The 23,204-nt window shown below is 74.4% G+C and carries 24 protein-coding genes; 13 read left to right on the top strand and 11 right to left on the bottom strand.

Annotation, left to right across the window (positions count from 1 at the left end; genetic code table 11):
• Nucleotide 1: 1 nt before the first annotated feature.
• On the bottom strand, nt 2-1,669 hold the full coding sequence (gene cdgB / locus HOY81_RS08540; RefSeq protein ID WP_237319625.1) for a diguanylate cyclase CdgB: 1,668 nt from the start codon (nt 1,667-1,669) through the stop codon (nt 2-4).
• A gap of 335 nt (nt 1,670-2,004) precedes the next feature.
• Here cdgB and HOY81_RS08545 point away from each other — a divergent pair, with 335 nt between their 5' ends.
• Entirely contained in the window at nt 2,005-2,574 is a 570-nt protein-coding gene (locus HOY81_RS08545) for a flavin reductase family protein (protein WP_237319626.1), read from the top strand.
• Nucleotides 2,575-2,698: 124 nt separating this feature from the next.
• Here the strand turns inward: HOY81_RS08545 and HOY81_RS08550 are convergent, their stop codons facing one another.
• Entirely contained in the window at nt 2,699-2,995 is a 297-nt protein-coding gene (locus HOY81_RS08550; RefSeq protein WP_237319627.1) for a YrhK family protein, read from the bottom strand.
• Between the two features lie 243 nt (nt 2,996-3,238).
• On the opposite strand from HOY81_RS08550, the gene HOY81_RS08555 reads away from it, so the two are divergent.
• A complete protein-coding gene (locus tag HOY81_RS08555; RefSeq protein ID WP_237319628.1) occupies nt 3,239-3,910 on the top strand; it encodes a pentapeptide repeat-containing protein in 672 nt (223 codons plus the stop codon).
• A 113-nt stretch (nt 3,911-4,023) separates the two neighbouring features.
• Entirely contained in the window at nt 4,024-4,191 is a 168-nt protein-coding gene (locus tag HOY81_RS08560) for a hypothetical protein (RefSeq protein ID WP_237319629.1), read from the top strand.
• Here the strand turns inward: HOY81_RS08560 and HOY81_RS08565 are convergent.
• The 3 genes from HOY81_RS08565 to HOY81_RS08575 all read right to left on the bottom strand — a co-directional run bounded on the left by HOY81_RS08565 (nt 4,179) and on the right by HOY81_RS08575 (nt 8,785).
• Nucleotides 4,179-7,124: a SpoIIE family protein phosphatase gene (locus HOY81_RS08565; RefSeq protein WP_237319630.1), complete on the bottom strand. Its 2,946-nt coding sequence runs from the start codon at nt 7,122-7,124 to the stop codon at nt 4,179-4,181. The two genes, HOY81_RS08560 and HOY81_RS08565, sit on opposite strands and share 13 nt — an antisense overlap.
• A 230-nt stretch (nt 7,125-7,354) precedes the next feature.
• On the bottom strand, nt 7,355-7,864 hold the full coding sequence (locus HOY81_RS08570) for a hypothetical protein (protein WP_237319631.1): 510 nt from the start codon (nt 7,862-7,864) through the stop codon (nt 7,355-7,357).
• Nucleotides 7,865-8,209: 345 nt separating this feature from the next.
• Complete coding sequence (locus HOY81_RS08575; protein ID WP_237319632.1) at nt 8,210-8,785, bottom strand: TerD family protein; 576 nt, start codon at nt 8,783-8,785, stop codon at nt 8,210-8,212.
• A gap of 240 nt (nt 8,786-9,025) precedes the next feature.
• On the opposite strand from HOY81_RS08575, the gene arfB reads away from it, so the two are divergent.
• A complete protein-coding gene (arfB, locus tag HOY81_RS08580; protein WP_237319633.1) occupies nt 9,026-9,454 on the top strand; it encodes an alternative ribosome rescue aminoacyl-tRNA hydrolase ArfB in 429 nt (142 codons plus the stop codon).
• 33 nt (nt 9,455-9,487) lie between these two features.
• Here arfB and HOY81_RS08585 read toward each other — a convergent pair whose 3' ends face one another.
• The 3 genes from HOY81_RS08585 to HOY81_RS08595 all read right to left on the bottom strand — a co-directional run bounded on the left by HOY81_RS08585 (nt 9,488) and on the right by HOY81_RS08595 (nt 12,665).
• Nucleotides 9,488-10,201 carry a DedA family protein gene (locus HOY81_RS08585; RefSeq protein WP_237319634.1) on the bottom strand — a complete coding sequence of 238 codons (714 nt, stop codon included), beginning with the start codon at nt 10,199-10,201 and terminating at the stop codon, nt 9,488-9,490.
• 235 nt (nt 10,202-10,436) lie between these two features.
• Entirely contained in the window at nt 10,437-12,020 is a 1,584-nt protein-coding gene (locus HOY81_RS08590) for a NupC/NupG family nucleoside CNT transporter (protein ID WP_237319635.1), read from the bottom strand.
• Between the two features lie 249 nt (nt 12,021-12,269).
• Entirely contained in the window at nt 12,270-12,665 is a 396-nt protein-coding gene (locus HOY81_RS08595; RefSeq protein WP_237319636.1) for a nuclear transport factor 2 family protein, read from the bottom strand.
• Between the two features lie 514 nt (nt 12,666-13,179).
• On the opposite strand from HOY81_RS08595, the gene HOY81_RS08600 reads away from it, so the two are divergent.
• From HOY81_RS08600 to HOY81_RS08610, 3 genes are read left to right on the top strand one after another with little or no spacing between them, the layout of a single operon-like run.
• Nucleotides 13,180-13,383 (top strand): hypothetical protein, encoded by a 204-nt coding sequence (locus tag HOY81_RS08600; protein ID WP_237319637.1) that lies wholly within the window; start codon nt 13,180-13,182, stop codon nt 13,381-13,383.
• A complete protein-coding gene (locus tag HOY81_RS08605) occupies nt 13,380-13,970 on the top strand; it encodes an RNA polymerase sigma factor (protein WP_237319638.1) in 591 nt (196 codons plus the stop codon). The genes HOY81_RS08600 and HOY81_RS08605 overlap by 4 nt, the downstream gene beginning before the upstream one ends.
• Nucleotides 13,971-13,984: 14 nt before the next feature.
• Nucleotides 13,985-15,577: a hypothetical protein gene (locus HOY81_RS08610; protein WP_237319639.1), complete on the top strand. Its 1,593-nt coding sequence runs from the start codon at nt 13,985-13,987 to the stop codon at nt 15,575-15,577.
• Between the two features lie 134 nt (nt 15,578-15,711).
• Here the strand turns inward: HOY81_RS08610 and HOY81_RS08615 are convergent, their stop codons facing one another.
• The 3 genes from HOY81_RS08615 to HOY81_RS08625 all read right to left on the bottom strand — a co-directional run bounded on the left by HOY81_RS08615 (nt 15,712) and on the right by HOY81_RS08625 (nt 18,617).
• On the bottom strand, nt 15,712-16,935 hold the full coding sequence (locus tag HOY81_RS08615) for a PP2C family protein-serine/threonine phosphatase (protein ID WP_237319640.1): 1,224 nt from the start codon (nt 16,933-16,935) through the stop codon (nt 15,712-15,714).
• A gap of 525 nt (nt 16,936-17,460) precedes the next feature.
• A complete protein-coding gene (locus HOY81_RS08620) occupies nt 17,461-17,916 on the bottom strand; it encodes a VOC family protein (RefSeq protein WP_237319641.1) in 456 nt (151 codons plus the stop codon).
• A gap of 29 nt (nt 17,917-17,945) precedes the next feature.
• The gene (locus HOY81_RS08625) at nt 17,946-18,617 is read right to left on the bottom strand and encodes an MBL fold metallo-hydrolase (RefSeq protein ID WP_237319642.1); all 672 of its coding nucleotides are present in this window, start codon (nt 18,615-18,617) and stop codon (nt 17,946-17,948) included.
• A gap of 130 nt (nt 18,618-18,747) precedes the next feature.
• On the opposite strand from HOY81_RS08625, the gene HOY81_RS08630 reads away from it, so the two are divergent.
• From HOY81_RS08630 to HOY81_RS08655, 6 genes are all read left to right on the top strand, one after another.
• Complete coding sequence (locus HOY81_RS08630) at nt 18,748-19,353, top strand: molybdopterin-dependent oxidoreductase (RefSeq protein ID WP_237319643.1); 606 nt, start codon at nt 18,748-18,750, stop codon at nt 19,351-19,353.
• Nucleotides 19,354-19,363: 10 nt separating this feature from the next.
• Nucleotides 19,364-20,086 (top strand): FAD-binding oxidoreductase, encoded by a 723-nt coding sequence (locus tag HOY81_RS08635; protein WP_237319644.1) that lies wholly within the window; start codon nt 19,364-19,366, stop codon nt 20,084-20,086.
• A gap of 9 nt (nt 20,087-20,095) precedes the next feature.
• On the top strand, nt 20,096-20,389 hold the full coding sequence (locus HOY81_RS08640; RefSeq protein ID WP_237319645.1) for a DUF6510 family protein: 294 nt from the start codon (nt 20,096-20,098) through the stop codon (nt 20,387-20,389).
• Nucleotides 20,386-21,093, top strand: coding sequence for an RraA family protein (locus HOY81_RS08645; RefSeq protein ID WP_237319646.1), 708 nt, complete (start codon nt 20,386-20,388; stop codon nt 21,091-21,093). Before HOY81_RS08640 ends, HOY81_RS08645 begins: the two co-directional genes overlap by 4 nt.
• Before the next feature lie 327 nt (nt 21,094-21,420).
• On the top strand, nt 21,421-22,026 hold the full coding sequence (locus HOY81_RS08650) for a GPP34 family phosphoprotein (protein WP_237319647.1): 606 nt from the start codon (nt 21,421-21,423) through the stop codon (nt 22,024-22,026).
• Between the two features lie 348 nt (nt 22,027-22,374).
• Complete coding sequence (locus HOY81_RS08655; RefSeq protein ID WP_237319648.1) at nt 22,375-22,857, top strand: DinB family protein; 483 nt, start codon at nt 22,375-22,377, stop codon at nt 22,855-22,857.
• The last annotated feature ends 347 nt before the right edge of the window (nt 22,858-23,204 follow it).

A 23,204-nucleotide genomic window follows, 5' to 3' on the forward strand; every position in this document is an offset into this window, starting at 1 on the left:
GTCAGCCCGCGCGCCGCTGCGCCTTGGAACGGGAGCGCTTCTCCACGTACATCCGCTGGTCGGCGGATTGCAGGACCTCCTCGGCGGTCATCCCGCAGCCGGCCCAGCCGATGCCGAAGCTGGCGCCGACGCGTACGGCACGGCCGTCCACGCGGATCGGCGGGATGATGGCGTTGCGCAGCCGCACCGCGAGGTCCTGCGCCTCCGCAGGACCGAGGCCGTCGGCGAGGACGACGAACTCGTCGCCGCCGAGCCGGGCCACCGTGTCGTTGTCCCGGACCCCGCCGGAGAGCCGGCGGGCGACCTCGATGAGCACGGCGTCGCCGCAGTGGTGGCCGAACCGGTCGTTGATGGACTTGAAGCCGTCGAGGTCGCAGAAGAGCACCGCGAGCCCCTTCTCACCCGATCCGTCGTCCTTGGGCGGGAAGGTGTGCACATGGTGCTTCTTGTCGTAGGGCGCGCCCGGCGGGGCGACGCCCGCGCCCGGGACGGCACCGGGGTCGTCGAAGCCCGCGTCGAAGTCGTCCGGCAGGCCGCTCGGCCCGCCCCCGGGCCCGAGCGGGACCCGGCTCACCTCGGATATCGCGGGGCCGGGGTTCGGGCAGAGCCGGCCGGTCAGCCGGGCCCGGAGCTCGGCGCTGTTCGGCAGGCCGGTGAGCGAGTCGTGGCTGGCCCGATGGGCGAGCTGGAGCTCGTGGCGCTTCCGCTCCTCGATGTCCTCGACGTGGGTGAGGAGGAAGCGCGGCCCGTCGGCGGTGTCGGCCACGACGGAGTTCCGCAGCGAGACCCAGACGTACGAGCCGTCGCGCCGCGCCAGGCGCAGCTCGGCCCGGCCGCCCTCGGCGGAGGTGCGCAGCAGCAGGCCGATGTCCTCCGGGTGGACGAGGTCGGAGAAGGAGTAGCGGCGCATCGCGGAGGCGGGCCGACCCAGCAGCCGGCAGAGCGCGTCGTTGGCCCGCATCAGCCGGCCGTGGTCGTCGCCGCCCATCTCGGCGACGGCCATGCCGCTGGGCGCGTACTCGAACGCCTGCCGGAAGGACTCCTCGCTGGCGCGCAGCGCCTGCTGCTCGCGCTCCAGCCGGACCAGGGCACGCTGCATGTTCGCCCGCAGCCGGGCGTTGCTCAGCGCGATGGCGGCCTGCGAGGCGTACATCTGGAGCGCCTCGCGGCCCCAGGCGCCGGGCTTGCGGCCGCTGTGGGGGCGGTCGACGGAGATCACGCCGAGCAGTTCGCTGCCGGAGGAGTGCAGCGGGGCGAAGAGCCGGTCCATGGGGTGCCACTCGTCGGTGTAGCGCGGCACCGGGCCGGGCGGGTGCCACTGCGGGACGTCGTCGTCGTCCAGGACCCAGCCCTCGGTGTACGGGATGTAGCGCAGCTCACCCCAGCGCTCCCCCATCGCGAGCCGGCGCTCCCAGGAGGCGCGGGAGCCGACCCGGCCGGCCATCATCGCCTCGGCGCCCTCGCTGCCGGCGACGGCGGCGACGACGAGGTCGCCGTCCGCACGCACGAGGTTCACCGCACACAGCTCGAAGCCGAGACCCTCCACGACGCCGTCGGCGATGGTCTGGAGGGTGTCGGCGAGGCTGCGGGCGGTGTTGAGCCGCGCCACGACCCGGTGCAACTGCCGTAGGCTGGCGAGGCGGACATAGGGCTCCGACTCGGTATCCATCGCCTCCCCCTGAGCCTCGGTCGAGCGTCGTGCGGCCCGGCTTCCTGCGTCGTGCTGCCCGTGCCTTCAAGCACGCTTTCTCGTGCACGTGCACGTGCAAGCCCACTGAATCACAGTCAGCACCTCTGCCGGTACACAGGGTCAACATTAAATGGCCTCTGTGACTCAAGTCACAACAGTACGCTTACGCTCGGCTGCGGTGCGTGGGAGCGCGCTCCGGCCCGCCCACCGGGCCGGACACCGCCACGGTGGCGCGGACCGGGCCCGGGTCCTAGGCCCCGGCTGGTCCGGGAGCCCGATGCCGGACCCCTCCGCGGGGCGTTAGCGTGCTTGACGTGTCCCGAGCAGTGCATGAGCAGACGAGCGAGCAGACGGCAGCCACCATCCCGCATGCTGAGGGGGTGAGCGAGGACGAGTTCAAGGCCGCGATGGCCCGGCTTGCGGCAGGCGTGGTGCTGGTGACGGCCCACGACCCGGACGAGGGCCCGCACGGCGAGGACGTCGGCATGACGGCCACCGCGTTCCTCTCCGTCTCCCTCGAGCCGCCGCTCGTCATGGTCAGCGTGCGCGACGGCTCCCGGATGGACGAGGTGCTCTCCCGGCAGTCGCTCTGGGGGGCCTCGCTGCTCACCGAGGCGCAGCGCCGTACGGCCGGCCGGTTCGCCATGAAGGGACGGCTCAGCGACCGGCTGCTCTTCCAGGACCTGCCGCACGACCACGGTGCGGCGACCGGCGCCCCGCTGGTGCGGGACGCGCTGGCGGTGCTGGAGTGCCGGACGGAACAGCGGGTGCCGGCCGGCGACCACACCCTGGTGATCGCCCGGGTCCTCTCCGCACAGGTGCCGCACCACGGCGATCCCGGGCCGCTGCTCTACTTCCGCGGGCGGTACCGGGCGCTGTCCTGAGCGCGCTCCCCGGAGCGGGGGCCTCCCGAGGGGCCCCTCCCGAGCGGACGGGCCGCGGGACCCCTCCCGAGCGGACGGGCCGCGGGATCCCTCCCGGCGGACGGGCCGCGGGGCGCAGGCGCGGTCAGAAGTCCTGTGAGGACTCCGGGCCGCTGCCGTGCACGGCGCGGAGGCGTCGCAGGTGGACCTGGCGCGACAGCCGGACGACCGGGCGGATCAGCAGCTCCAGGCTGCCGAAGAGGAAGCACCAGGTGCCCGTCGTCGTCCACTCCTCCGAGAAGAACATCACACTGCCCGCGATGAACCACAGGGCGATCAGCACGTCGTTGAGGATGCTGAGGGTCTCGTAGCGCCGCCGGACGACGAGCTCCTGCGGGCCGACGCGGACCGTCAGGGGGGAGGGCTCGGTGGTTTCGCTCATGGGCCCAGTCTGGGGGCACCCGCCCGCACGGGGACGCACCCGGGGCGGGGCGCGGCACGCGTGGCGGCCGGCCGGCGCGGTCGGCCGGGGCGTCCGGGGCGGCCGGACAACGGGGCCGGACAACGGGACCCGACCACCGGGGACGGGGCCGCGCGGTGTCCGCGGAGTACAGCGGAGTACTGCGGCAGCCGCGGCGGACGGCGTTGCCGGGGGGTTGTCGGTGGCGTCCGGCACGATGAGGCCATGGCGACGAAGAGGGCGCCCGGGGTGCGCCGACCGCAGCTCCCGCAGCTCAGCCTGCCCGAGCCGACCCCGCACGACGGCAGCAACCTGCACCCGGACGGGGACCACGACACCCGGTCCTTCACCGGGCTGGATCTGGCCGCGGCCGACGCCACCGGCAGCACCTTCCTGGACTGCTCCTTCGAGCAGTGCGGGCTGGACGGCATCCGCCTGAGACGCGCCCGGCTGATCGACACCCGGCTGACGGGCGTGGGGGGCGTCGGGGCCGATCTCGCCGAGGCCGAGCTGCGGGACGTCGAGCTGGCCGACGCCCGGCTGGGCGGCGCCCAGTTGCACGGTGCCCGGCTGACCCGGGTGCTGGTGCGGGGCGGCAAGCTCGACTTCCTGAACCTGCGGCAGGCGCGGCTGACCGACGTGCTCTTCGAGGGCTGCGTGCTGATCGAGCCGGATTTCGCCGGTGCCCGGCTGGAGCGGGTCGCCTTCCGCGACTGCCGGGTCCGGGGCGCGGACCTCCGCCAGGCGACGCTGCGGGACGTCGACCTGCGGGAGGCGGCCGAGCTGGAGATCAGCGCCGGGACCGACTGCCTCTCCGGCGCGGTGATCAGCACGGCCCAGCTCATGGACCTCGCCCCGGCCCTCGCCGCCGCGCTGGGCGTCCGGGTGGAGGACTGAGCGGACGGGCAACCCGACACCCTCCTGCCCCCGTGGCAATGGGTGACGAGTTTGCCGCCGGGTGTCGCAGCTCTCTGGCGTGCTGCCGACCGAGCAGCGCCGCCGTACGCAACGTGGACCTGGAGTTCGTCAACGGCAGGCTTGAGGTCAAGGCGGTGCCCGACGGCGCGCCGGCGCCGATCGACCACTTCGCAGGCCCACCCTTCGGCAAGGCGGTGGAGGTCCCCGACCCGGTCGGGATCACCCTGGAGACGGAAAAGCTCAAGGACTACAGCCGCTGAGTCCCGGCGCCCGGCAGCACCTGCTCCGTCCAGATCGTCTTCCCGGAGCAGGTGTAGCGGCTACCCCAGCGCTGGGTGAGCTGGTGCACGAGGAAGAGCCCGCGGCCCCCCTCGTCCGTGAGCCGGGCGCGGCGCAGGTGCGGGTGGGCCTGAGCCGGGTCGGAGACCTCGCAGATCAGCGTCTCGTCGCGGATCAGCCGCAGCCGCACCGGTCCGCCGGCGTAGCGGATGGCGTTGGTGAGCAGTTCGCTGACGATCAACTCGGTGGTGAAGGCCAGCTCCTCCAGCCCCCAGGCGCCGAGCTGGGTGGCGACGGTCTCGCGGGCGCGGCCCACGATCGCCGGGTCGGCGTCGAACTCCCAGCCGGCGGTGTTCTTGGCGGGCAACTCGCGGGGGCGGGCGACGAGGAGGTTGGTGTCGGCGGCGGGAGGCTCCGGCACCAGCCGGTCCATGGCCGCGCGGCCGATGGCCACCGGGGTGTCGTGGGCACGGGCGGCGGCCTCCAGGGCCGTGCACAGGCGGTCGCTTCCGGGGGGCTCCGTACTCTCGTCGCCCGCGGGCACGCCCGTGTGCTCCCGCGCGGGCTCCGCACGGGACATGGTGCCCCCGGCCGCGTCGGCACGGAAGGCGTCGTCGCCGGCAACGTCGTCACGGAGCGCCTCGCCCCGGAGCGCCTCGCCCCGGAGCGCGTCGTCGCGGAGCGCCTCGTCACGGAACGCGCGATCCCGGGCGCCGCGGCCCGGGGCCTCGCCGTCCCGGGGCTCCGGCGTGCGCTCCGGCGCCCCGGCGTGGTCCCAGGAGGCCGCGCCGTCCCGCGCGGATTCCCCGGCGGAGAGCAGGTTGCCGGAGTAGAGCGCGAACAGGCTGCCGGGCTCGACGTCGACCTCCACCGGCTCGAACGGCTCGCCGCCCTCCCCCAGCGGGGGCCCGGGCTCGCAGGAGACCATCCGGGTCCGCCCGTCCGGGGCGATCACCGCCGGCGGCGGGTGCCCGGCGCTGGCCATGGTGCAGCGGCCGGTGACCGGGTCGTAGACGGCGTAGAGGCAGGTCGCCCCCCGCACCCGTCCGGGGCCCCCGGCCGCCGTCGCCGGCTCGCCCGCGGAGAGGCGTACGACCAGGTCGTCCAGGTGTGCCAGCAGCTCCTCGGGGGGCAGGTCGAGGTCGGAGAGGGTCTGCACGGCAGTGCGGAGGCGGCCGGTCGCCGCCGTCGTCTCCATGCCGTGGCCGACGGAGTCGCCGACCACGAAGGCGACCCGCGCGGAGGAGAGCGGTATCACGTCGAACCACGTGCCGCCGACGCCCGCGGTGGTGGCCGCGTGCAGACAGGTCCCGGCCGCCTCGGCGGCGCTGACGTCCACCACGGACGGCGGCAGCAGGCTGCGCCGCAGCGCTTCGGCGGTGCGGCGCTCCTGGGTGTAGCGGCGGGCGTTGTCCACCGCCAGCGCGGCACGGGAGACGACCTCCTCGGCCAGCTCCGCGTCCCGCGCGTCGAAGGGGACGCGGCCCTCCTTGCGCCAGAGGTTGAGGGAGCCCAGCACGAGACCGCGGGCGTGCAGCGGCACGAACATGTAGGAGGCGGCGCCCTCCGGCAGCAGCAGCCGGGACCGGTGCACGTCGTCGGAGAAGGCCGCACGCATCTCGGCGAAGTCCGGCATGCTCGGGGCGCACTTGCGCAGGTACGCGGTCTCCAGGCTGCGTATCCGGGCCGTCTCCCCGACGGCGTAGAGCTCGGACGGCCAGGCGCCGTCCACGGCGGCCGCGGCGACCCGGGTGAAGGGCACGCCGCGGAGGATGTCGCACGGCTCCTCGCCGACCAGCACCACCTCCGTCAGGTCGACGGCCACCAGGTCCGCGAAGTCGGGCACCAGGAACTCCGTGAGCTCCTCGGCACACCGGGTGATGTCCAGGGAGGTGCCGATGCGGCGGGCCGCCTCGCTGGCCATGGCCAGCCGGCGCTTGTCCCGGTGCGAGTCGGTGATGTCGGTGACGGAGGTGAGCACGCCGTGGCCGTCGCCCTCCGCGTCCCGCAGCGGCACGGCGGAGAGCGAGACGATGCGCTCCCGCTCCGGGAACCCCAGGCAGCGAGCCCGGTGCGGGACGCCGATCAGCGGCTCACCGGTCTCGGCGACCGAGCGGAGGGTCTTGACGACCTGGGCCGCGTCGTCCGGCTCCAGGTACGCCTCCGGGTGCTGCGGCACGGCGAGCCGGGTGCCGGAGCCGTGGGTGCGGAAGCAGGAGTGCTCCAGGTTGGTACGGGTCACCCGGAGCTGGGCGTCGTGGATGAGCAGCCCGATCCGGGACTGGGAGAAGAGCGCCCGCACGAGGGCGTCGTCCTCCTGCTGCCGCTCGACCGCGGTGGCCGGGGCGAGCTGGAGAAGATACGGCGCGTCCACGGTGCGCGCGGGCTCCAGGGAGAGCAGCCGGCAGTGGACGCGGACCGCCGGGTCCCCGCCCGCGGGGCCGCTGCACCGCGGGCCGTCCGGCGGTGCGGCCGCTCCGGCGGTGCCGAGGTCGGCGGTGAGCTGCGTGGTCAGGGTGCGCCAGGCGTCCTGGCGCGGGAAGAGATCGTCCACCCGCCGCCCGCACACCTCGCCCGCCGGGCGGCCGAGAAGCCCCTCGGCGCCGGCCGTGCAGGCGAGCACCCCGCCCTCGGTGTCGAGGACGAGCAGGGAGACCCCGACGGTGTCGGCGGAGGCGCCGGTGAGCAGGGCGGCCACCGGGTCCGGTCCGTGCGGACCGCCGTCCAGGGGGATGGGCGGCCGCCGCGGATCGCGCACCGGGCCGGCCACGGTGCCGTGCCCGGTGTGCCCCGGATGTCCGGCGGCGCCGGGGGGTGGTGACATGCCTGGTGCGGACATGAACGCACGGTGTTCGGAGGTGACCAGCCGGGCAGCCCGGTCGGCAGCGGCGGAACGCTGCTCCGAATGGGTCATGGGCCAGGTCCTGTCTGTGGTGGCGCCACCCTGGGCGGGGTGGCCGGAAGCCCGGGGTCTCGCAGCGCACCGGCCCGGCGGTGCCGAGCCGATGACAGTCCCGCGGAACGCCCCGGGGACCAAAGAAAACGAAATGTCTGAGAAACAACCCTAGCTCCGTGACACCGCCACCGGAACAGGTGAGGAGGGTCACACCGCCTTCACGGGAGTCACACCACCGTCACGCGCCGTCATGCGCCCTGTGGAAGCCGGGGGAAGCGGGCCTGGAGCTCCCATACGACCGGATTCTCCGCGAGCCCCTCGTGCAGGTCGACGAGATCCGCCAGCAGGTCGTGCAGGAAGTCGCGCGCCTCCCGGTGCAGCGCTGTGAAAGAGCAGGCCAGAGGGGGCTCGCCGGGGCGCTGCCAGTCGGCGGTGATCTCCACCCAGCCGAAGCGCCGCGCGAAGCGCATCAGCTCGGTGCTCTCGGTGAAGTCCAGCTCGGCCCGCTGCGGCCCCGGGGCCCGGCCGCCCCGCGGGTCCGCGTCCAGGCGCTCGGCGATGGCGCAGAGCGCCCAGGCGAAGTCCAGCACCGGCAGCCATCCCCACCGGGTGGCCAGCTCCTGGCCGGTGTCGGTGTCGGCCAGGTAGACGTCGCCGCAGAAGAGGTCGTGCCGGAGAGTCCGCACGTCAGCGGTGCGGTAGTCGGTCTGCGGCGGGTCCGGGAAGCGGGTGGAGAGGGCATAGCCGATGTCGAGCACGGACCGATGCTGTCACGCCACCCTGGCGGTCCCGGCCCGGCCCCGGGAAGGGCCGGGCGGGGGCCGGGCGGCCCCGGCGCAGGGGCGCGCGGCCCGGACGCCTCCGACCGGTGCGGACGGCCGCAGGGGCCGCCGCAGGCGTCCGTACGCCGACAGGGGCGCACGGACGCATGCGGGGAGCGCACAGAACCGGCGCACGCTACGAGCGCGCACCCGGTGCGCGCCGTCGTGCCTCGGCGGCCGCGGAAAGCGGGACGGGACACCGGGCGCCGCCTCCGTACGCCCTCGAGGGGCCACCGCTCGCGCCCCCGCGCTCCGGTCGGCGCCGGCCGGCGTCAGGCGGCGTCAGACGTTGACACCGAAGTCCTTGGCGATGCCGGTGAGCCCGGCCGCGTAGCCCTGACCGACGGCGCGGAACTTCCACTCGGCGCCGTGCCGGTAGAGCTCGCCGAAGACCATGGCCGTCTCGGTGGCGGCGTCCTCGCTCAGGTCGTAGCGGGCGATCTCGGCGCCGCCGGCCTGGTTCACCACGCGGATGAAGGCGTTGCGCACCTGGCCGAAGTTCTGGCTGCGCGACTCGGCGTCGTAGATCGACACCGGGAACACGATCTTGTCGATGTCGGCGGGCAGGGCCGCCAGGTTGACGTTGATCTGCTCGTCGTCGCCCTCGCCCTGACCGGTGAGGTTGTCACCGGAGTGCACGATCGCCTGGTCCGGGGTGGCGCGGTTGTTGAAGAAGACGAAGTGCTGGTCGGAGTAGACCCGGCCGCTCGCGTTGACCGCGATGGCGCTGGCGTCCAGGTCGAAGTCCGTGCCCGTGGTGGTGCGGACGTCCCAGCCGAGGCCGACCGTGACGGCGCTCAGGCCGGGCGCCTCCTTCGTGAGCGAGACGTTGCCGCCCTTGGACAGGCTGACAGCCATGGGGATGCCCTTCCGTTGTGTGCTCTTCCCGGGGCGCGGCGCCCCTTCACCCTCCCCAACGCAGCCGGAGCGCGGCACGGTTCCGCGATCGCCGGCCCACTTCCGGCGGGGCTCCCGGAACGCCCCCGGGCCGCCGGCGCGGGGACCGCATTCCGGACCCGCCGCCCCGGACCCGGCGCCCCGGTCCGGCGCGCGGAAACCCGGGTGACGGCACCGGGGGTGAGGCCCGATCATGGACACATGTCCGGGCCCTATCGCATCCGCGGCTCTGTCTCCCTGCCGGAGGCCGAGCTCCAGTGGCGTTTCACCCGCTCCTCCGGGCCCGGCGGACAGCACGTCAACACCAGCGACAGCACGGCGGAGCTCCGCTTCGACCTCGCCCGCACCGAGGCGCTGCCTCAGGTGTGGAAGGCCCGCGCCCTGGAGCGCCTGTCCGGGCGCCTGGTGGACGGGGTGCTCGTCGTACGGGCCGGGGAGCACCGCTCACAGTGGCGGAACCGCGAGACGGCCGCCGTCCGCATGGCCGCGCTCCTCGCGGAGGCCACGGCGCCGCCGCCGCGCCCCCGCCGCAAGAAGAAGATCCCGCGCGGGGTCAACGAGCGGCGGCTGCGGCAGAAGAAGCAGCGCGGCGACCTGAAACGGGGCCGCTCCGGGCGGGACTGGACCTGACCGGCGCCCGGAGGCTCCGGCGGCGGAGCGCGTTCAGCGCATCGCGTGCCGGCCGCGCCGGCGGGACCGGCGGCCCCGGGCGGCGCCGGAGCCGGCCTCCCCGGCGTCGTCGCCCTTGTCGCCGCCGCCGTTGCCGCGCCGGGCGCGCCAGTACTCGATGGCGATGGGCAGCACGGAGAGCAGCACGATGCCGAGGAGGAACTTCTCGATGTGCGCGTGCACGAAGTCGACCTGACCCAGCGCCGCGCCCAGCAGGGTCACGCCCGCGCCCCAGAGTAGGCCGCCGACCACGTTGAAGGTGACGAACGTGCGGTAGTTCATCCGGCTCACGCCCGCGATGATGGGCGTGAAGGTCCGGACGATCGGCACGAACCGGGCGAGCACCAGCGACTTGGCGCCGTACTTCTCGAAGAAGTCGTGCGCCTTCTCGACGTTCTCCTGCTTGAAGAAGCGGGAGTCGGGCCGTCTGAAGAGCGCGGGGCCGACCTTGCGGCCGAAGGCGTAGCCCACCTGGTCGCCCGCGACGGCCGCGATCACGATGAGGACGCAGACCACCCAGAGCGGGTAGTGCAGGTACTGGTCGGTCGCGACCAGCAGGCCGGTGGTGAAGAGCAGCGAGTCGCCCGGCAGGAAGAAGCCGATCAGCAGCCCCGACTCGGCGAAGACGATGGTCAGAATGCCGAGCAGCCCGAAGGTCTGGATGAGATAGTCAGGGTCCAGCCAGCTGGGTCCCAGGGCGAGATTCACCGAGCAGTCTCCTCGTCGTTACGACAGGACCAGGCGCCGCTTCCGGACGCGGCCGGGGCGACCAGTGGACCTGGCCCCGCCGGGCCCGGCGAGGACCCGGGGACGAACGGCCCGCGCACGCCGCATGCCAAAGAATCGTAATGCATGACGGGTTTGGCACCGACGCCCGCCGGTACGGCACCGCGGTCTCCGCAACGGGTACCCGCGCGCCGTGCGGAGGCCCGCGCGCCCGGACTCAGCCGACGAGCATGCCCGCGATGGCGGCGCTCATCAGGTTCGCCAGGGTGCCGGCGAAGATCGCGCGGATGCCGAGCTGGGCGATCTCGCCCCGCCGGTGCGGGATGAGGCTGCCGAGGCCGCCGAGCAGGATCGCGAGCGAGGAGAAGTTGGCGAAGCCGGTGAGGGCGAAGGTGGTGATGGTCGCCGTCTTCTCGCTGAACTGGTCGATCTGCGGGCCGAACTCGGCGAACGCGACGAACTCGTTGAGCACCAGCTTCTGGCCGACGAAGGCGCCCGACTCGACCGCCTCCTCCCAGGGCACCCCGATCAGGGCCATCACCGGGGCGAACACGTAGCCGATGAGCTGCTGGAAGGAGAGGTCGTCCTCCCCGAACCAGCCGCCCACGGTACCCAGCAACAGGTTCAGCAGTGCGATCAGCGAGATGAAGGCCAGCAGCATCGCGCCGATGTTCAGCGCCAGCCGCAGGCCGTCGGAGGCGCCGCGGGCGGCGGCGTCGATGACGTTGAGCGGACGGTCCTCGTCGGCCGCCGCCATGGCGGACGCGGCCCGGCCTCCGCCCCCCGGCGGCCCGCCGGCGGCCCGGGCGCCCTCCTCGGTGCCTGCGTCCGCGGGGCGGCCGTCGTCGCGCCGGTCGTCGTCTCCTTCCGCGGCGTCCCGCCGGGCGTCCCCTCCGTCGTCGTCCCCGGACTGCCGATCCGTGCCGGGCGCGTCCTCGCTCCAGCGGCCCGCGCTCCAGCGGTCGGCGTCCCGGGCGCCGCCGCGCCCGGCGCCCTCACCCGGGCCGGCACCCTCCTGCGGACCGCCGGGCGTACGGGTCCCGGAGCGCCCCGGGGTGAGCCGGGCCAGCGCGGCCGCGAATCCCGTGCGGCCCGCGGCCGCCGGGGGCCGCGCCCCCGTGTCGTGGCCGGGGCCGATCAGCTCGGGGCGCCCGGTCTCCGGCATGATGATCTTCGCCATGAGCAGGCCGCCCGGCGCCGCCATGAAACTCGCCGCGATCAGGTACTCCAGCGGCGCGCCGAGCAGCGAGTAGCCCACCAGTACGGTGCCCGCGACGGTCGCCAGCCCGCCGACCATCACGGCGAACAGCTCCGAGCGCGTGAGCCGCGCCAGGTAGGGCCGGATGAACAGGGGCGCCTCGGTCTGGCCGACGAACATGTTGGCGGCCGCGTTCATCGACTCCGCATGGCTGGTGCCGAGCACGATGCGCAGGGCGCCGCCGATGCCGTGCACAACCCGCTGCATGATCCCGAGGTGGAAGAGGACCGCGGCCAGCGAGGCCACGAAGATCACCACGGGCAGCACCTGGAAGGCGAAGATCGTCCCCTCCCCCTCGAGCAGCCGCCCGAAGAGGAAGTTCGTACCGTCCTCGGAACTCTCGATCACCGCAGCCACCCCGTCCGAGGCCAGCTTGAGCAGCCGCTCCCCCTGCTCCCAGTAGAGCACCAGCACACCCATGCCGAGCTGGATCCCGAGCGCCCCGAACACGGTGCGGGGCCGGATGGCCCGGCGGTCGGTCGAGAGTGCGAAGGCGATGACGAGCAGCGCCGCCATCCCCCCGAGTCCCCACAGTACGTCCATGACTTTCTCTCGCCTCCTTGCGCTGCCGCCCGACGATGCCGTACCGGCAGCCGTACACGCGGCAGGCTCGGGTGTGCGGCGCGCTCGGGCGCACCGCTTGCCCCGTACGGGCGACGAGGTGCCGCCGGGCAGCAAAGGCGCCGGGGCGGCGACGCGTCAAGGGGCGACGCCCGCCGCGGCCGGCGCACACAGCGGGGTGCGCCGGACCGTGCGGTCCGGCGCACCCCGCGTACCCCGCGCTACGGGCCCTCAGGCCCAGAACTCGTCCAGTCGCTCGATGGACTCCACGCACTCGTCGAGATCGACCACCTTGCCTCCGACGACCCGGATGACGAAGCCGCCCGTCCCCTCGAAGGTCCGGCCCTTGCGCTGCGCGGTCATCCGGTGGACCGTCAGGACGTGCCCGCGTCCGTCGACGTAGGCGCCCTGCATCTCGACCCGGAGGGTGCCGTCGGTCTCCTCGTACAGCTTCCGGTAGAGGTCCAGGATCGTGTCGCGGCCCTTGTAGTCACCGGACATCGGGCTGTCACCCGGGAGGTGCTGGGTGGCGTCACCTGCCAGGAGTTCGGTGAGCGTCTCCATGTCGCCGCGGGAGAACGCGTCGTAGCCCCTGCGGACCAGTGCGGCGTGCGGGTGCTCGGCCATGACCGTCGCCACCTTTCTCGTTTCTGGCGTTTCCGCACGAATGGTTGATTTCCACCCCACACTCCCACCGTGGCACCGGTCGCACGGCGCCGTCCAGAGCCACCGTCCCGGCCGGGAGGGCCCCGGCGGCGAGCCCGGATCGACGCCGAAAGGGTCTGGACCAGTGTGGATTCCGGCTTCCGCCGGTATGTGAGACGCGTCACGCCGCCGACCGAGTGGCCGGTACAGGCGTCCCCGCCCTCCGTGGGGGCGCCCTCCGGAGAGCCACTGGTCACAGCCTGTGACATGTTCCCCACAGACTGCTTACTGATCAGTAGTGATCGTGCGGTGGGCATATGCGCTCGTACACCGCACGCCTTCCACGGAAATTTCCCCGAAGCGGCCTCCACGTTCGCCCGCCCCGGACCGCTTAGCTGGTGACCCCCGCGGGGCGGCCGCGTCACCGCGCCCTCCGCACACCACAGCCGGAAACCGGGGGCGGCCGGCGATGCCGACGGATGAAAGGACCAACCTCTTGCTTCAACTGCTCATCGGCGTGCTGGCGGTGGCCACCGCCGTGCGGGTCTTCGTGCCGGACGCGCTGCGCCTGGCACGGCGTGGGCTCGCGGCGGGCGTCAAGGTGGGGGTCGCCTCGCTCGCCGAGCGACGGCACACGGACACCGGCCGGTACCCGGCCACCGACGTACCGCTCCCCACCGGGCGTGGGGAGCGGGCGTGAACGAGGACGACGAGAAGAAGGGGCGAGCCGCCGCCAGGCCTGCCGTGCGCGAACCGCAGCATATTCCGCTGGCTTTCCGGGCCTTCCACGACCAGTACGCCGGCGCGTACCAGCGCTACGCCGAACTCCACCTCGGCGACGTGCGACTCGCCGAACGCGTCGTCCACCTGGTCTTCCTGAGCCTCCTGACGGGCTGGCACCGGTTGATGGAGGAGGCCAACCCCGCCGCCAGCGCCTGGGCGCACCTCAAGGAGGCCGTGGACGAGGTCCTGCTGCGCCTGGGCCGCACCTCCGCCATGGCCGAGACGGCCGTCTTCCAGCGCGTCGTACGGGTGGTGCTGGAGGGCGCGCGCGACGAGTTCGCCGCGATGGAGAGTCACGTCGGGCTCTACCCGGCGATCGCCCGGCTCCCCGCGCGGCAGTTCGACGTCGTGGTGCTGCACTACGTGCTCGACCACACCACCGCCCAGACCGCCGACATCATGGGCATCACGGAGGCGACGGTGCGGTCCCACCGCCTGCACGCCCGTCAACGCATCGCACAGGACCTCGGCCTGGAGCTGGGCCCCGACCACGACGAGGAATGAGGACACACGCACCCATGCAGCCGCCGCGCACGCTCGACGAACTCCTGGACGACGCAAGGATCGTCCCCCGCCCCGCGCCACCCGGCGACGGGCCGGGAGGCGGAGGCGGGTACGGGGAGCAGCCCGGGGGCGGGGCCGCACCCCGCCCGCCCGCCACCCCGGGGGGCAGCCGGGACCGCGGCCCGGCCGGCCCTCCCGGCGGTCCGGCGGACAGCCGGCCGGACGGTCCCGGGCGCGGACGCTTCGCCTGGCCGCCCGACCGTCACGACCGTACGGGCGACCACGACCGGCCCGGTGCGCCGTCAGGCGCCGCCCCCGGAAGCCCCTCCGGCGACGGCCGCCGCGGCCGCCCGGCCGACAGGCCGTCACCACGCCCACCGGGCGGCCCCCGGCACAGCCGGGGTGCGGGCGCGGGCCCCGGCGAGAAGGAACGGCGGGACACCGGCGGGGAGGAGTGGCGGGACGCGGCCGGGAAGGAGTGGCGGGAGGCGGCGCTCCGCCGGCTGGAGGACGACGCCGCCGACGCCGTACGCCGGGCCGCCGCCCACGGCAGCACGTCCCGGGGCGGCTTCCCGCAGCCGGCAATCGGCCGGACCACGCGCGCCCCCTGGACCGGCCGCCCCGCCGCCGTCCCCCGCCGCGAACGGGCCGCTCGTGATCTGCGCACCCTCTCCTCCTGGGCCATCCGCAGCCCGCACGCCGCCCGGCATCTGGCCGGCCTCGCCTCCACCCGGCAGATCGAACCCGACGGCGCCCTGGTCTTCGCCTGCCTGCTGCATCTCGCCGACCGCGACGACCAGGCCGAGCCCCTCTGGCAGTTCGCCGCCGGGGCGGGCAAGGCGGCCTCCGCCGAGTGCCTCTATCTGCTGCACCTCACCCGCGGAGAACTGCGGCAGGCCCGGCACTGGGCCCACGAGGCCACCGCGCTGGACGCCACGGACGACGACACCCGCTGCCCGCCCGGCGGCCCGGAGGGCACCCGGCGCCCCCGGGCGTCCGCCACGGCCCTGCCGGGCCACCCCGCGCCGGGCGCAGACCCGGCACACAGCGCCGACCCGGTCGCCGACGGGCAGGCCCCCCACGCCCCCCGGGGAGGGGGCTCCGGGGCCCGGGACACCGGGCACACCACAGCCTCCGGCCCGGACCCCGGTCCCGCGCCGGACCCCGACCGCGGGCACGCCTCCGGCTCCGGCCACGGGCTCACGTCCGCCTCCGGCTCAGGTCACGGCCACGGCCCCGGACCCGGCTCCGGTCACAGCCACGGCCCCGGACCCGGCTCCGGACCCGGCCCGTCACCCGGGACGCCGTCCGCCTCCTCGCGCCCTCGCGCGCCCGGACTCGGCTCGGCGACGGCACCACCGCCGCCGTACCGGGAGCCCAAGCCCCTGACCTCGCTCATGCTGATCCGGGCCTGGCGCGCCCTGCGGCGCGCCGACACGAGCGCCGCCCTGACCGTCGGCGCCTTCCACGCCTGCGCGGGCACCCTCTCCCGCGCCCTGACCACCGCCATCCAGAGCCTCTCCACCGAGCCGGGCGCGGGCTGGGGCCTCCTCTCCTGGCCCGACCCGGCCCTCGCCGACCAGCTCGAACGCAGTCTCGCCGGCTGATGCCGCGGCCTGCGGCCTGTACGCCCGGCGCGGACCCGCGCCCCGCACGGCTTCGACGCCCGGGGCCGGGACGCGCGGCCTCCGCGCCCGGGGCGGGTCCCCGCTGCCCGGACGCGCTCGCGACCTCGCACCGTCTAGAGGCGGACGATCACCAGCGCGGTGTCGTCGGTGATGCCGCTCGGCGGGAGGAGGTCGCCCAGCACCGCGTCGGCGAGGCCCTCCGGGTCGAGCTCCCGGTGCCGTACGAGGGAGCCGGCGAGCCGCCGCAGGCCCGTGTCGATGTCCTCGCCCCGGCGTTCGATCAGACCGTCCGTGTACAGGGTCAGCACCGCGCCCTCGGCGAAGGTGGTGGTGGCCTCCGGACGCCGGCCGCCCAGCCCCGCGCCCAGCGGCGGATCGGTCGCCTGGTCCAGGAACTCGACGGTGCCGTCGGGCTGCACCAGGACCGGCGGCGGATGCCCGGCGCTGCTGTAGGCCAGCGTGCGGGTGTCCCAGTCGGCGAAGACCTTCACCACGGTCGCAGAGGCCGCGCCGTCCACCGAGTGGGCGTACTCCTCCAGCGCGCCCAGGGCCTGAGCGGGACCCGAGGCGACGTGGCAGGCGGCACTCAGGGCGCTGCGAAGCTGCCCCATGGCCGCGGCCGCGACCAGCCCGTGCCCGACGACGTCGCCGACGCCCACGGCAACGCGGTTGCCCGAGATGTTCGCCACGTCGTACCAGTCACCGCAGACGTTGAGCGTCCCGACGGCGGGCCGGTAGCGCACGGCCGCCTGCATCCGCCCCAACGGCACCGGGGCCGGCAGCATCGCCTCCTGGAGGGTGAGCGCCGTCTCGCGCTCCCGGGCATGGGCCTGACGCAGCCGCTCGTTGATCTCCTGGAGTTCCCGGGCACGGGTGTAGAGCTCGGCCTCCAGCACCGTCGCCCCTTCCGTGCCCTCCCCGGCCCGGGCCCGTACGAGCTCCGTCACCTCCTCCACCCGGTGCATCAGCAGCGTCACCCGGCCGTCCCGGTCCATGACCGGGGCGTTGACCGCGCTCCAGAACCGCTCCTCCCAGTCCCCGGGGCGGCCGGGACGCTCCATGTCGTAGCGCTGCAGCGCCATGGTGTCGCGCTCTCCCGTCTCCAGCACGCGCAGCAGGGAGGCGCGCAGATTGGTGGAGCCCGTCGCCTGCGGATCGTGTGGATTGTCGGGGAAGACGTCGAAGACATGACGGCCGATCAGCTCCGCCCGGTTGCGGCCCGAGGTGCGCTCGTACTCGTCGTTGGCGTCGATGAAGACGAGATCCGGGGTGAGGAGCGCGACCGCGCTGGGGAGGGCCCGGAAGGCGGCGTGGTGGTCGATCTCCGGATTCCGCACGTGTCCTGCCTCTACAGCGTCGTCATGTCCTTCTCACCTTAGGCACACATCTCCTGGCGCGGGGGCACGCGGTGGCGTTCCGCCCCGCCGGGCACGCGGTGGCCGTACGCCCGGGAGCGCGCGCACCGCCCCGCACGCCCGGAGGCGCATTCAGCGGGGCTCCGTTGCGTCGACACCCCCCGGCCACCCCTACGGAGGACCCGCAAGCCTGTCTCCGCACCGGCCGCCCGGCCCTCCGCGGGCCGCTGCACCGGGCCGTCCGCCCAGCTCACGCGGCTCCCCCGCCGAAACCCGGCACGCAAGAGGGGCCCCTCGGCCGGCACCGCCGACTTTCCGTCACCCTCCTCACACGCCGCGTAACCCCCCGCCGGTGTGGAGACGCTGCACTCGGAACCGTGGTTCCTGGCGGAGCCGGGATCGCCTCCCCGTGCACCCGCCGCTCCGCCATCCCCTTCCGCCGGCGGCATCGGCCGTCCCCCACCTGGACCACGCCTGGACCACGCCTGGACCACGCCCGGACCACGCCTAGACGACGCAGAACTCGTTCCCCTCGGGGTCCCGCAACACGACGGCGTAGTACGCCGCCCCGGGCTCGTCCATGACCCGGAGCACCGTGGCTCCGGCCCCGGTCAGCCGCTCCACCGTCGCCGCCACCCGCTCCCGGCGTATACCCGGCGGAACCCCGCGACCGCCGCCCACCTTCAGGTCGAGGTGCACGCGGTTCTTCACCGCCTTCGGCTCCGGCACCTTCTGGAACCAGACCCGCGGCCCCTTCCCGGCCGGGTCGACGATCGACTCCGGCGTCTCCCCGGCGCCCGGAGGAAGCTCCTCCTCCGGCACCCCTGTGGCGGCCCAGTACTCCCGCCAGGTGGCGTGCCCGCCCGGCGGCGGCTCCGGCACGTACCCGAGGGCACCGGCCCAGAACGCCACCAGCCGCGGCGGGTCGGCGCAGTCGATGGTGAGCTGCAGCGTCGTCTCCATGCCCGGAGCATCCCAGCCGGCACCGACAGTCACCCCGCCGCCGCGGCGGCCTCCCGCAGAGCGGCCGCCGCACCCCGCACGACCGGGTCACCGTGCCCGAAGACCGCCGTCTCCACCTCCAGCCCCGCCAACCGGTGCAACGACGCCACGGCCCGGGCGCGATCGGTGTTGAAGACGCCCAGCATGGTCCGCTGGACGTTGGCGACCGCATCGCCGGTGAACACCACCCCGGGGCCCGGCAGGTGCAGCGCGATCGACCCGTCGGTGTGCCCCGGCACCGGGATCACCACCGCCCCGCCGCCGAACGGCAGCATGTCGCCCTCGTCCACCTCCCGGTCCACCCGGCACGGCGGGGCCGCCGGAAGCTCCGGCAGGGCCGCCCGGATCGGCTTCTCGAACTCCTCCAGCACCGGAGGCGCCCCCTCCGCCTCGCCCCGGATCACCGGCGCCTCCAACCGGTGCGCCACCACCTCCGCGCCGTGCCGGGCGGCCAGCTCGGCGGCGGAACCCGTATGGTCCTCGTGCCAGTGCGTCAGCACGATCCGCCGCAGCGCACCGTCCAGCGCACCCTCGATCTCCGCCGCGCGGTCCGCCGTCCCGGTGTCCACCAGGGTCAGTTCGCCGCCGTCCCGCCACAGATACGCGGCCCCCACCGCAAACCGGAGCATCCGCAGCCCCGGCACCACCTCGACCACATCCATCCCCCCACCCTGCGCCCCCACCCGCCGCCCCGCCCGCCCTTTCGCCCACAGCACAGCCCACTGCCCAGGCCCCCGTGCACATCCAGCAACAAAAACGTATGATCCGGACACGAAGGGTGGTGAGCGACGCATGGTCACGCGCGGATTCACGGGCCGTCCACGGCGCCCCGAAGGGCGCGCCACAACGGCCGTGCCTCCGGGGCAGTACGTCACCGACGACTTCCCGGTGCTCACGGCCGGCCCGACGCAGCACGTCCCGGACCGTGCGTGGGAGCTGGTGGTCACCGACGGGGCCACGGAGAGGACGTACGCCTGGGAATCGCTCCGCGCCCTGGGCGTGGTGAACCTGACCACCGACATCCACTGCGTCACGCACTGGTCCAAGCTGGGAACGACCTGGCAGGGCGTCCCGGTGGCGGCCGTGCTGGAGGACGCGGGCGTGGCCGACGAACCCTACGCGCTGGTGTCCTCCTACGGCGGCTACACCACGAACCTCCTGGTGGAGGACCTGGTGGGGGGCGACGCGCTCGTCGCGACGGGTTACGAGGGCGGTCCGATCCCCGCCGAGCACGGTGGTCCCGTAAGGCTGCTGGTGCCGCACCTCTACCTGTGGAAGTCCGCCAAGTGGCTGCGCTCGATCCGGGTGACGCCCGAGGAGGAACCGGGGTTCTGGGAGAACGCCGGCTACCACCATCGCGGTGACCCGTTCCTCGAGCAGCGCTACTACGGGGACTGACCGACCGGCCATGCCACCGCGACTGCGACCCGTACACGGCTGGCGCGCCGTCACCGTCGCCGGCACGACGAACGAGACCGCCTCGGCCCGCAGCATCCGGTTCGCCGTCGCCGACTGGCCGGGGCATGTGGCCGGCCAGCACATCGACGTACGGCTCACCGCCGAGGACGGATACCAGGCCACCCGTAGCTACTCCCTGTCCTCCGCACCCGGGGAGGCGCCGCAGATCACCGTGGAACGGGTGGACGACGGCGAGGTGTCCCCGTACCTGGTGGACATCGCCGCCGAGGGAGACGCCCTGGAGGTCAGAGGCCCCGTGGGGGGCTACTTCGTCTGGCACCCCGGCGACGACGCCCCCCTCCTCCTGGTCGCCGGCGGTTCCGGCATCGCCCCGATGCGCGCGATCTGGCGGGCCGCCCGCACGCACGGCACCCCGGTGCGGCTGGTGTACTCCGCCCGCACCGCCGGCCGCGTCCTCTTCGCCGGTGAACTGCACGGTCCCGGCGGTCCGGAGACCACCGTGCACCTCACCCGGGAACGGACGGAGGGGTTCGCACACGGCCGGGTGACGGCACCGCAGTTGAGCGCTGCGCTGGCCGGTTCCGAGGACGCTCGCGGGCTGCGGGCGCGGGCGTACGTGTGCGGCCCGACCGCGTTCGTCGAGGACACCGCCCGCGCACTGACCGACGCCGGGCTGGACGCGGAGGCGTTGAGGACCGAGAGGTTCGGATAGGAGCCCGAAGTGAACCCAGCGGAAGACCTCCTCGCCCTGCGGGGAGCGGACAGCCATGTGGACGGCAACGCCGTCGCCGGGGCGATGTCGCTCGTCCTGGGCCGCGAGGCGACCACGATCGTCCTGGAGTGCGCCGGGTGCGGCAACCGGCACCGCGTCGCCGAGACCCGGGTCTACCTGCGCTGCCCCGGCATGGTGGTGCGCTGCCCGGCATGCTCGGCGTGCGAGGCGGTGCTCGTCGACCGGCCGCACGGCCGGCTTCAGCTCACCCTGATGTCGGTCCGCACCCTGGAGCTGCCATGACCCCCACCCCACCGACCGGCCCCGAGGCGGCGTCCGAGCAACGTGCCGCGGCCGTCCGGTCACTGAGGTGCGCGGACCTCGTCGATGCCCTCGGCCGGCTCCACCGGCACCACGCGCACATCCTCGACCTCGTCACCCCGACCCCGGGCCGGGTCCTGTTCGGGCCGGCAGCCACCATCTCCTACTTCCCTTCCTGCTCGGCGATGATGGACCCCGAGCACTACAACTTCGGCGCCCTGTTCCGGCAGGCGGTGGGGCCCGACGCCGACGCTGCCCGGGGCAAGGTGCTGGTGCTGGCGAGCAACGGCTACCGCGACGCTCCCGTCGGCGGAGGCACCAAGCTCGCCCGGGTGGCGCACCACGACCTGGCCGGCGTCCTCACCGACGCACGGCTGCGCGACTTCGACGAGCTGCGCAGCTACCCCTTCGCCGCCTACTGCTCCGGAGCCGCCGTGCGATGGGGCGGGGACGTGATCACGCCCGCCCTGGCGAACGTGCCCGTCGTGGTCGCCGGGGTCGGCGTGCTGCCCGGGCAGTACGTCTTCGCCGACGACTCCGGCGCGGTCGTGATCCCCGAGTCCGACGTCGACGCCGTGCTTGCCGGGGCCACCGCGGTACGCGAGGAGGACGCAGGATTCCGCGCGCAGATCGCCGAGGAGCGCCGGACCGGCCAAGCCGGCACCGGCGCGCGGCACGAACGGTGACACCCGGGCACTGCACGGTGCTCCACACCCGGCGGACGCGAGGCGGAGATCCCCGCTCCGCCCGGGGCGGTCTGCACGGAATGCGGTGCCGCTCGGCTCATGCAGCGGAGCACGCGCCGGCGTGCCATGGTGGAAAGGCTCCACCAGGCGCCGAAGCGCTGGGCAGCAGACGCGGGCTTCCGTTCGCTCCGCGGGGGTCCGGGCCACGAAAGGGGAGACCTCACGGTGCCGGAAAGCCGCGCGGCCACCCGGAGCGCGGCCCGGACACGCCGCCCGACTGACCGGTGAGCCTGCGGGCGCTCAACGACACCCCGGACAGGGACCGCCATGACCACACCCCGTGACGTGATGCTCATCGCCGTGGACGTGTCGGCCGACCGCCCTCCGGAGCAGGGCGACCTGTCGCTGGCCCTCGCGGGAGCCGAACTGATCGACCTCCTGGGCGCCCGGACCGCCACCCTGGACGACGCCCGTATCGTGCCCGGCGAGGGATTGCCACCCTCCGATCACCTGATGGAGCAGGCTGCGGCGTCGATCGTCCGCGAAGCACCGTACGAGCCGGTCACCGACTGGCTGTGGCGCCGGGGCCGCGGCCTGGCCGCGGCCTATCTGGCCTCGCTCGAGGCGGAAGGGCGCCTCACGCGGCGGCGGCGCCGCTGGACGCCGTTCCGGACCGGTCAGCTGGTGCTGGCCGACCCGCGCGACCGGAGCCGGGCGCAGGACCGCCGGGCGTCCGGTGAGCATGCGCTCGCCGCCCTCACCGCGGCCGCCGGGATCGGCGACCAGGAGACCCGGAGTTCCCCGGGCGGGGCCGGCGGCGCGGTGGAGACCGTGCTCGCCGCGGTGGACGACGCGGTGCGCGACCTGGAAGCCGTACGGCAACGCCGTGCCATCGAGCAGGCGGCCTTCGACAACGTCTGGCGCGGCTACTGAATCCCCCTCGCGCAGCTCGCCCTGCCCCTGCGCCGCCCGGCCGCACGACAGGCGGGGGACGAGGCGCGCCACCGGGACCGTCCGGGGCCCCGAGCACACGAAAGGGCCCGCGGCGCGCGCCCGCCGCCCTGTGGCCCGGAGCCGCCTGCCGGACTCGAACGACGGCCCTCTGAGGACGCGCGGGCCGGAGCTCCTACCGCTCGCCGAGCCGGCACTCATCGGTGTTCTCCAGGGACCCGGGCGCCTCACCGGGCAGCCTCCTGCCCGGGCTTAGGATGTCGACGCGCCGTGGGCCGCTGCTCGCACGAGCTGACGCGTCCTCGGCCTGCGACGTGAGGGGAGACGCACATGGGCCCGTTCGACGTGCCGTTGGACGACGAACGCACCCAGCTCGATGCGTTCGTCGAGGAGTACCGGGGCGCCCTCGAGGCAACCCTCGACGGCCTCACCGAGGAGCAGACCCGCCGTCGGCTCGTCCCGTCGGCGACGACGTTGCTCGGGCTGCTCAAGCACGTCACCTGGATGCAGCGGGTGTGGTTCGAGGAGTGCGTCGGCGGCACGTCCCGGCGGGATCTCGGCCTGGTGCAGAGCCCGGAGGCGTCCTTCCGGCTCGCCGACGAGGACACCGTCGCCTCCGTCACGGCAGCCCACCGGGATGCCTGCGCGAAGGCCCGGGCCCTGGTCGCCGACCTGCCGCTGGACACCGTCGTGACCGGCCACCGGACCGGGCCGCGCACACTCCGCTGGGTGTACCTCCAGGTCCTCCGCGAACTGGCCCACCACTGCGGGCACGCCGACATCCTGCGCGAACAGCTCCTCGCCGCCGACTGACGGGGGCACTTGTCGACATCGTCGACCTTGAAGGCCCAGTACGGATCACCCCCGCCTGCGCAGGGAGCACGGCCTCGAGGCCGTGGCGCGGCTCGCCATGGGCGGATCCACCCCCGCCTGCGCGGGGACCACCACCGCAGCCGCGTCGGCAGGGACGGCAAGGGCGGCTAACCCCCGCCTGCGCGGGGACCACACCAGGGCTGACCCGAGCCGGCGCGCACCCGCCGGTTCACCCCCGCCTGCGCGGGGACCACGCCTACGCCGTGATCATCTCGGCTGCCGTCGCCGGTTCACCCCCGCCTGCGCGGGGACCACACCAGGGCTGACCCGAGCCGGCGCGCACCCGC

The organism is Streptomyces sp. JJ36 (assembly GCF_021696945.1).
GTDB lineage: Bacteria > Actinomycetota > Actinomycetes > Streptomycetales > Streptomycetaceae > Streptomyces.

Bases quoted from the DNA above. Each gene is read 5' to 3' on its own strand.
- HOY81_RS08595 (WP_237319636.1), bottom strand. From the start codon at position 12,665: ATGGCCGAGCACCCGCACGCCGCACTGGTCCGCAGGGGCTACGACGCG.
- HOY81_RS08630 (WP_237319643.1), top strand. From the start codon at position 18,748: ATGGTCACGCGCGGATTCACGGGCCGTCCACGGCGCCCCGAAGGGCGC.
- HOY81_RS08575 (WP_237319632.1), bottom strand. From the start codon at position 8,785: ATGGCTGTCAGCCTGTCCAAGGGCGGCAACGTCTCGCTCACGAAGGAG.
- HOY81_RS08635 (WP_237319644.1), top strand. From the start codon at position 19,364: ATGCCACCGCGACTGCGACCCGTACACGGCTGGCGCGCCGTCACCGTC.
- HOY81_RS08565 (WP_237319630.1), bottom strand. From the start codon at position 7,124: ATGACCCATTCGGAGCAGCGTTCCGCCGCTGCCGACCGGGCTGCCCGG.
- HOY81_RS08590 (WP_237319635.1), bottom strand. From the start codon at position 12,020: ATGGACGTACTGTGGGGACTCGGGGGGATGGCGGCGCTGCTCGTCATC.
- HOY81_RS08620 (WP_237319641.1), bottom strand. From the start codon at position 17,916: ATGGAGACGACGCTGCAGCTCACCATCGACTGCGCCGACCCGCCGCGG.
- HOY81_RS08610 (WP_237319639.1), top strand. From the start codon at position 13,985: ATGCAGCCGCCGCGCACGCTCGACGAACTCCTGGACGACGCAAGGATC.
- HOY81_RS08645 (WP_237319646.1), top strand. From the start codon at position 20,386: ATGACCCCCACCCCACCGACCGGCCCCGAGGCGGCGTCCGAGCAACGT.
- HOY81_RS08655 (WP_237319648.1), top strand. From the start codon at position 22,375: ATGGGCCCGTTCGACGTGCCGTTGGACGACGAACGCACCCAGCTCGAT.
- cdgB (WP_237319625.1), bottom strand. From the start codon at position 1,669: ATGGATACCGAGTCGGAGCCCTATGTCCGCCTCGCCAGCCTACGGCAG.
- HOY81_RS08550 (WP_237319627.1), bottom strand. From the start codon at position 2,995: ATGAGCGAAACCACCGAGCCCTCCCCCCTGACGGTCCGCGTCGGCCCG.
- arfB (WP_237319633.1), top strand. From the start codon at position 9,026: ATGTCCGGGCCCTATCGCATCCGCGGCTCTGTCTCCCTGCCGGAGGCC.
- HOY81_RS08625 (WP_237319642.1), bottom strand. From the start codon at position 18,617: ATGGATGTGGTCGAGGTGGTGCCGGGGCTGCGGATGCTCCGGTTTGCG.
- HOY81_RS08555 (WP_237319628.1), top strand. From the start codon at position 3,239: ATGGCGACGAAGAGGGCGCCCGGGGTGCGCCGACCGCAGCTCCCGCAG.
- HOY81_RS08650 (WP_237319647.1), top strand. From the start codon at position 21,421: ATGACCACACCCCGTGACGTGATGCTCATCGCCGTGGACGTGTCGGCC.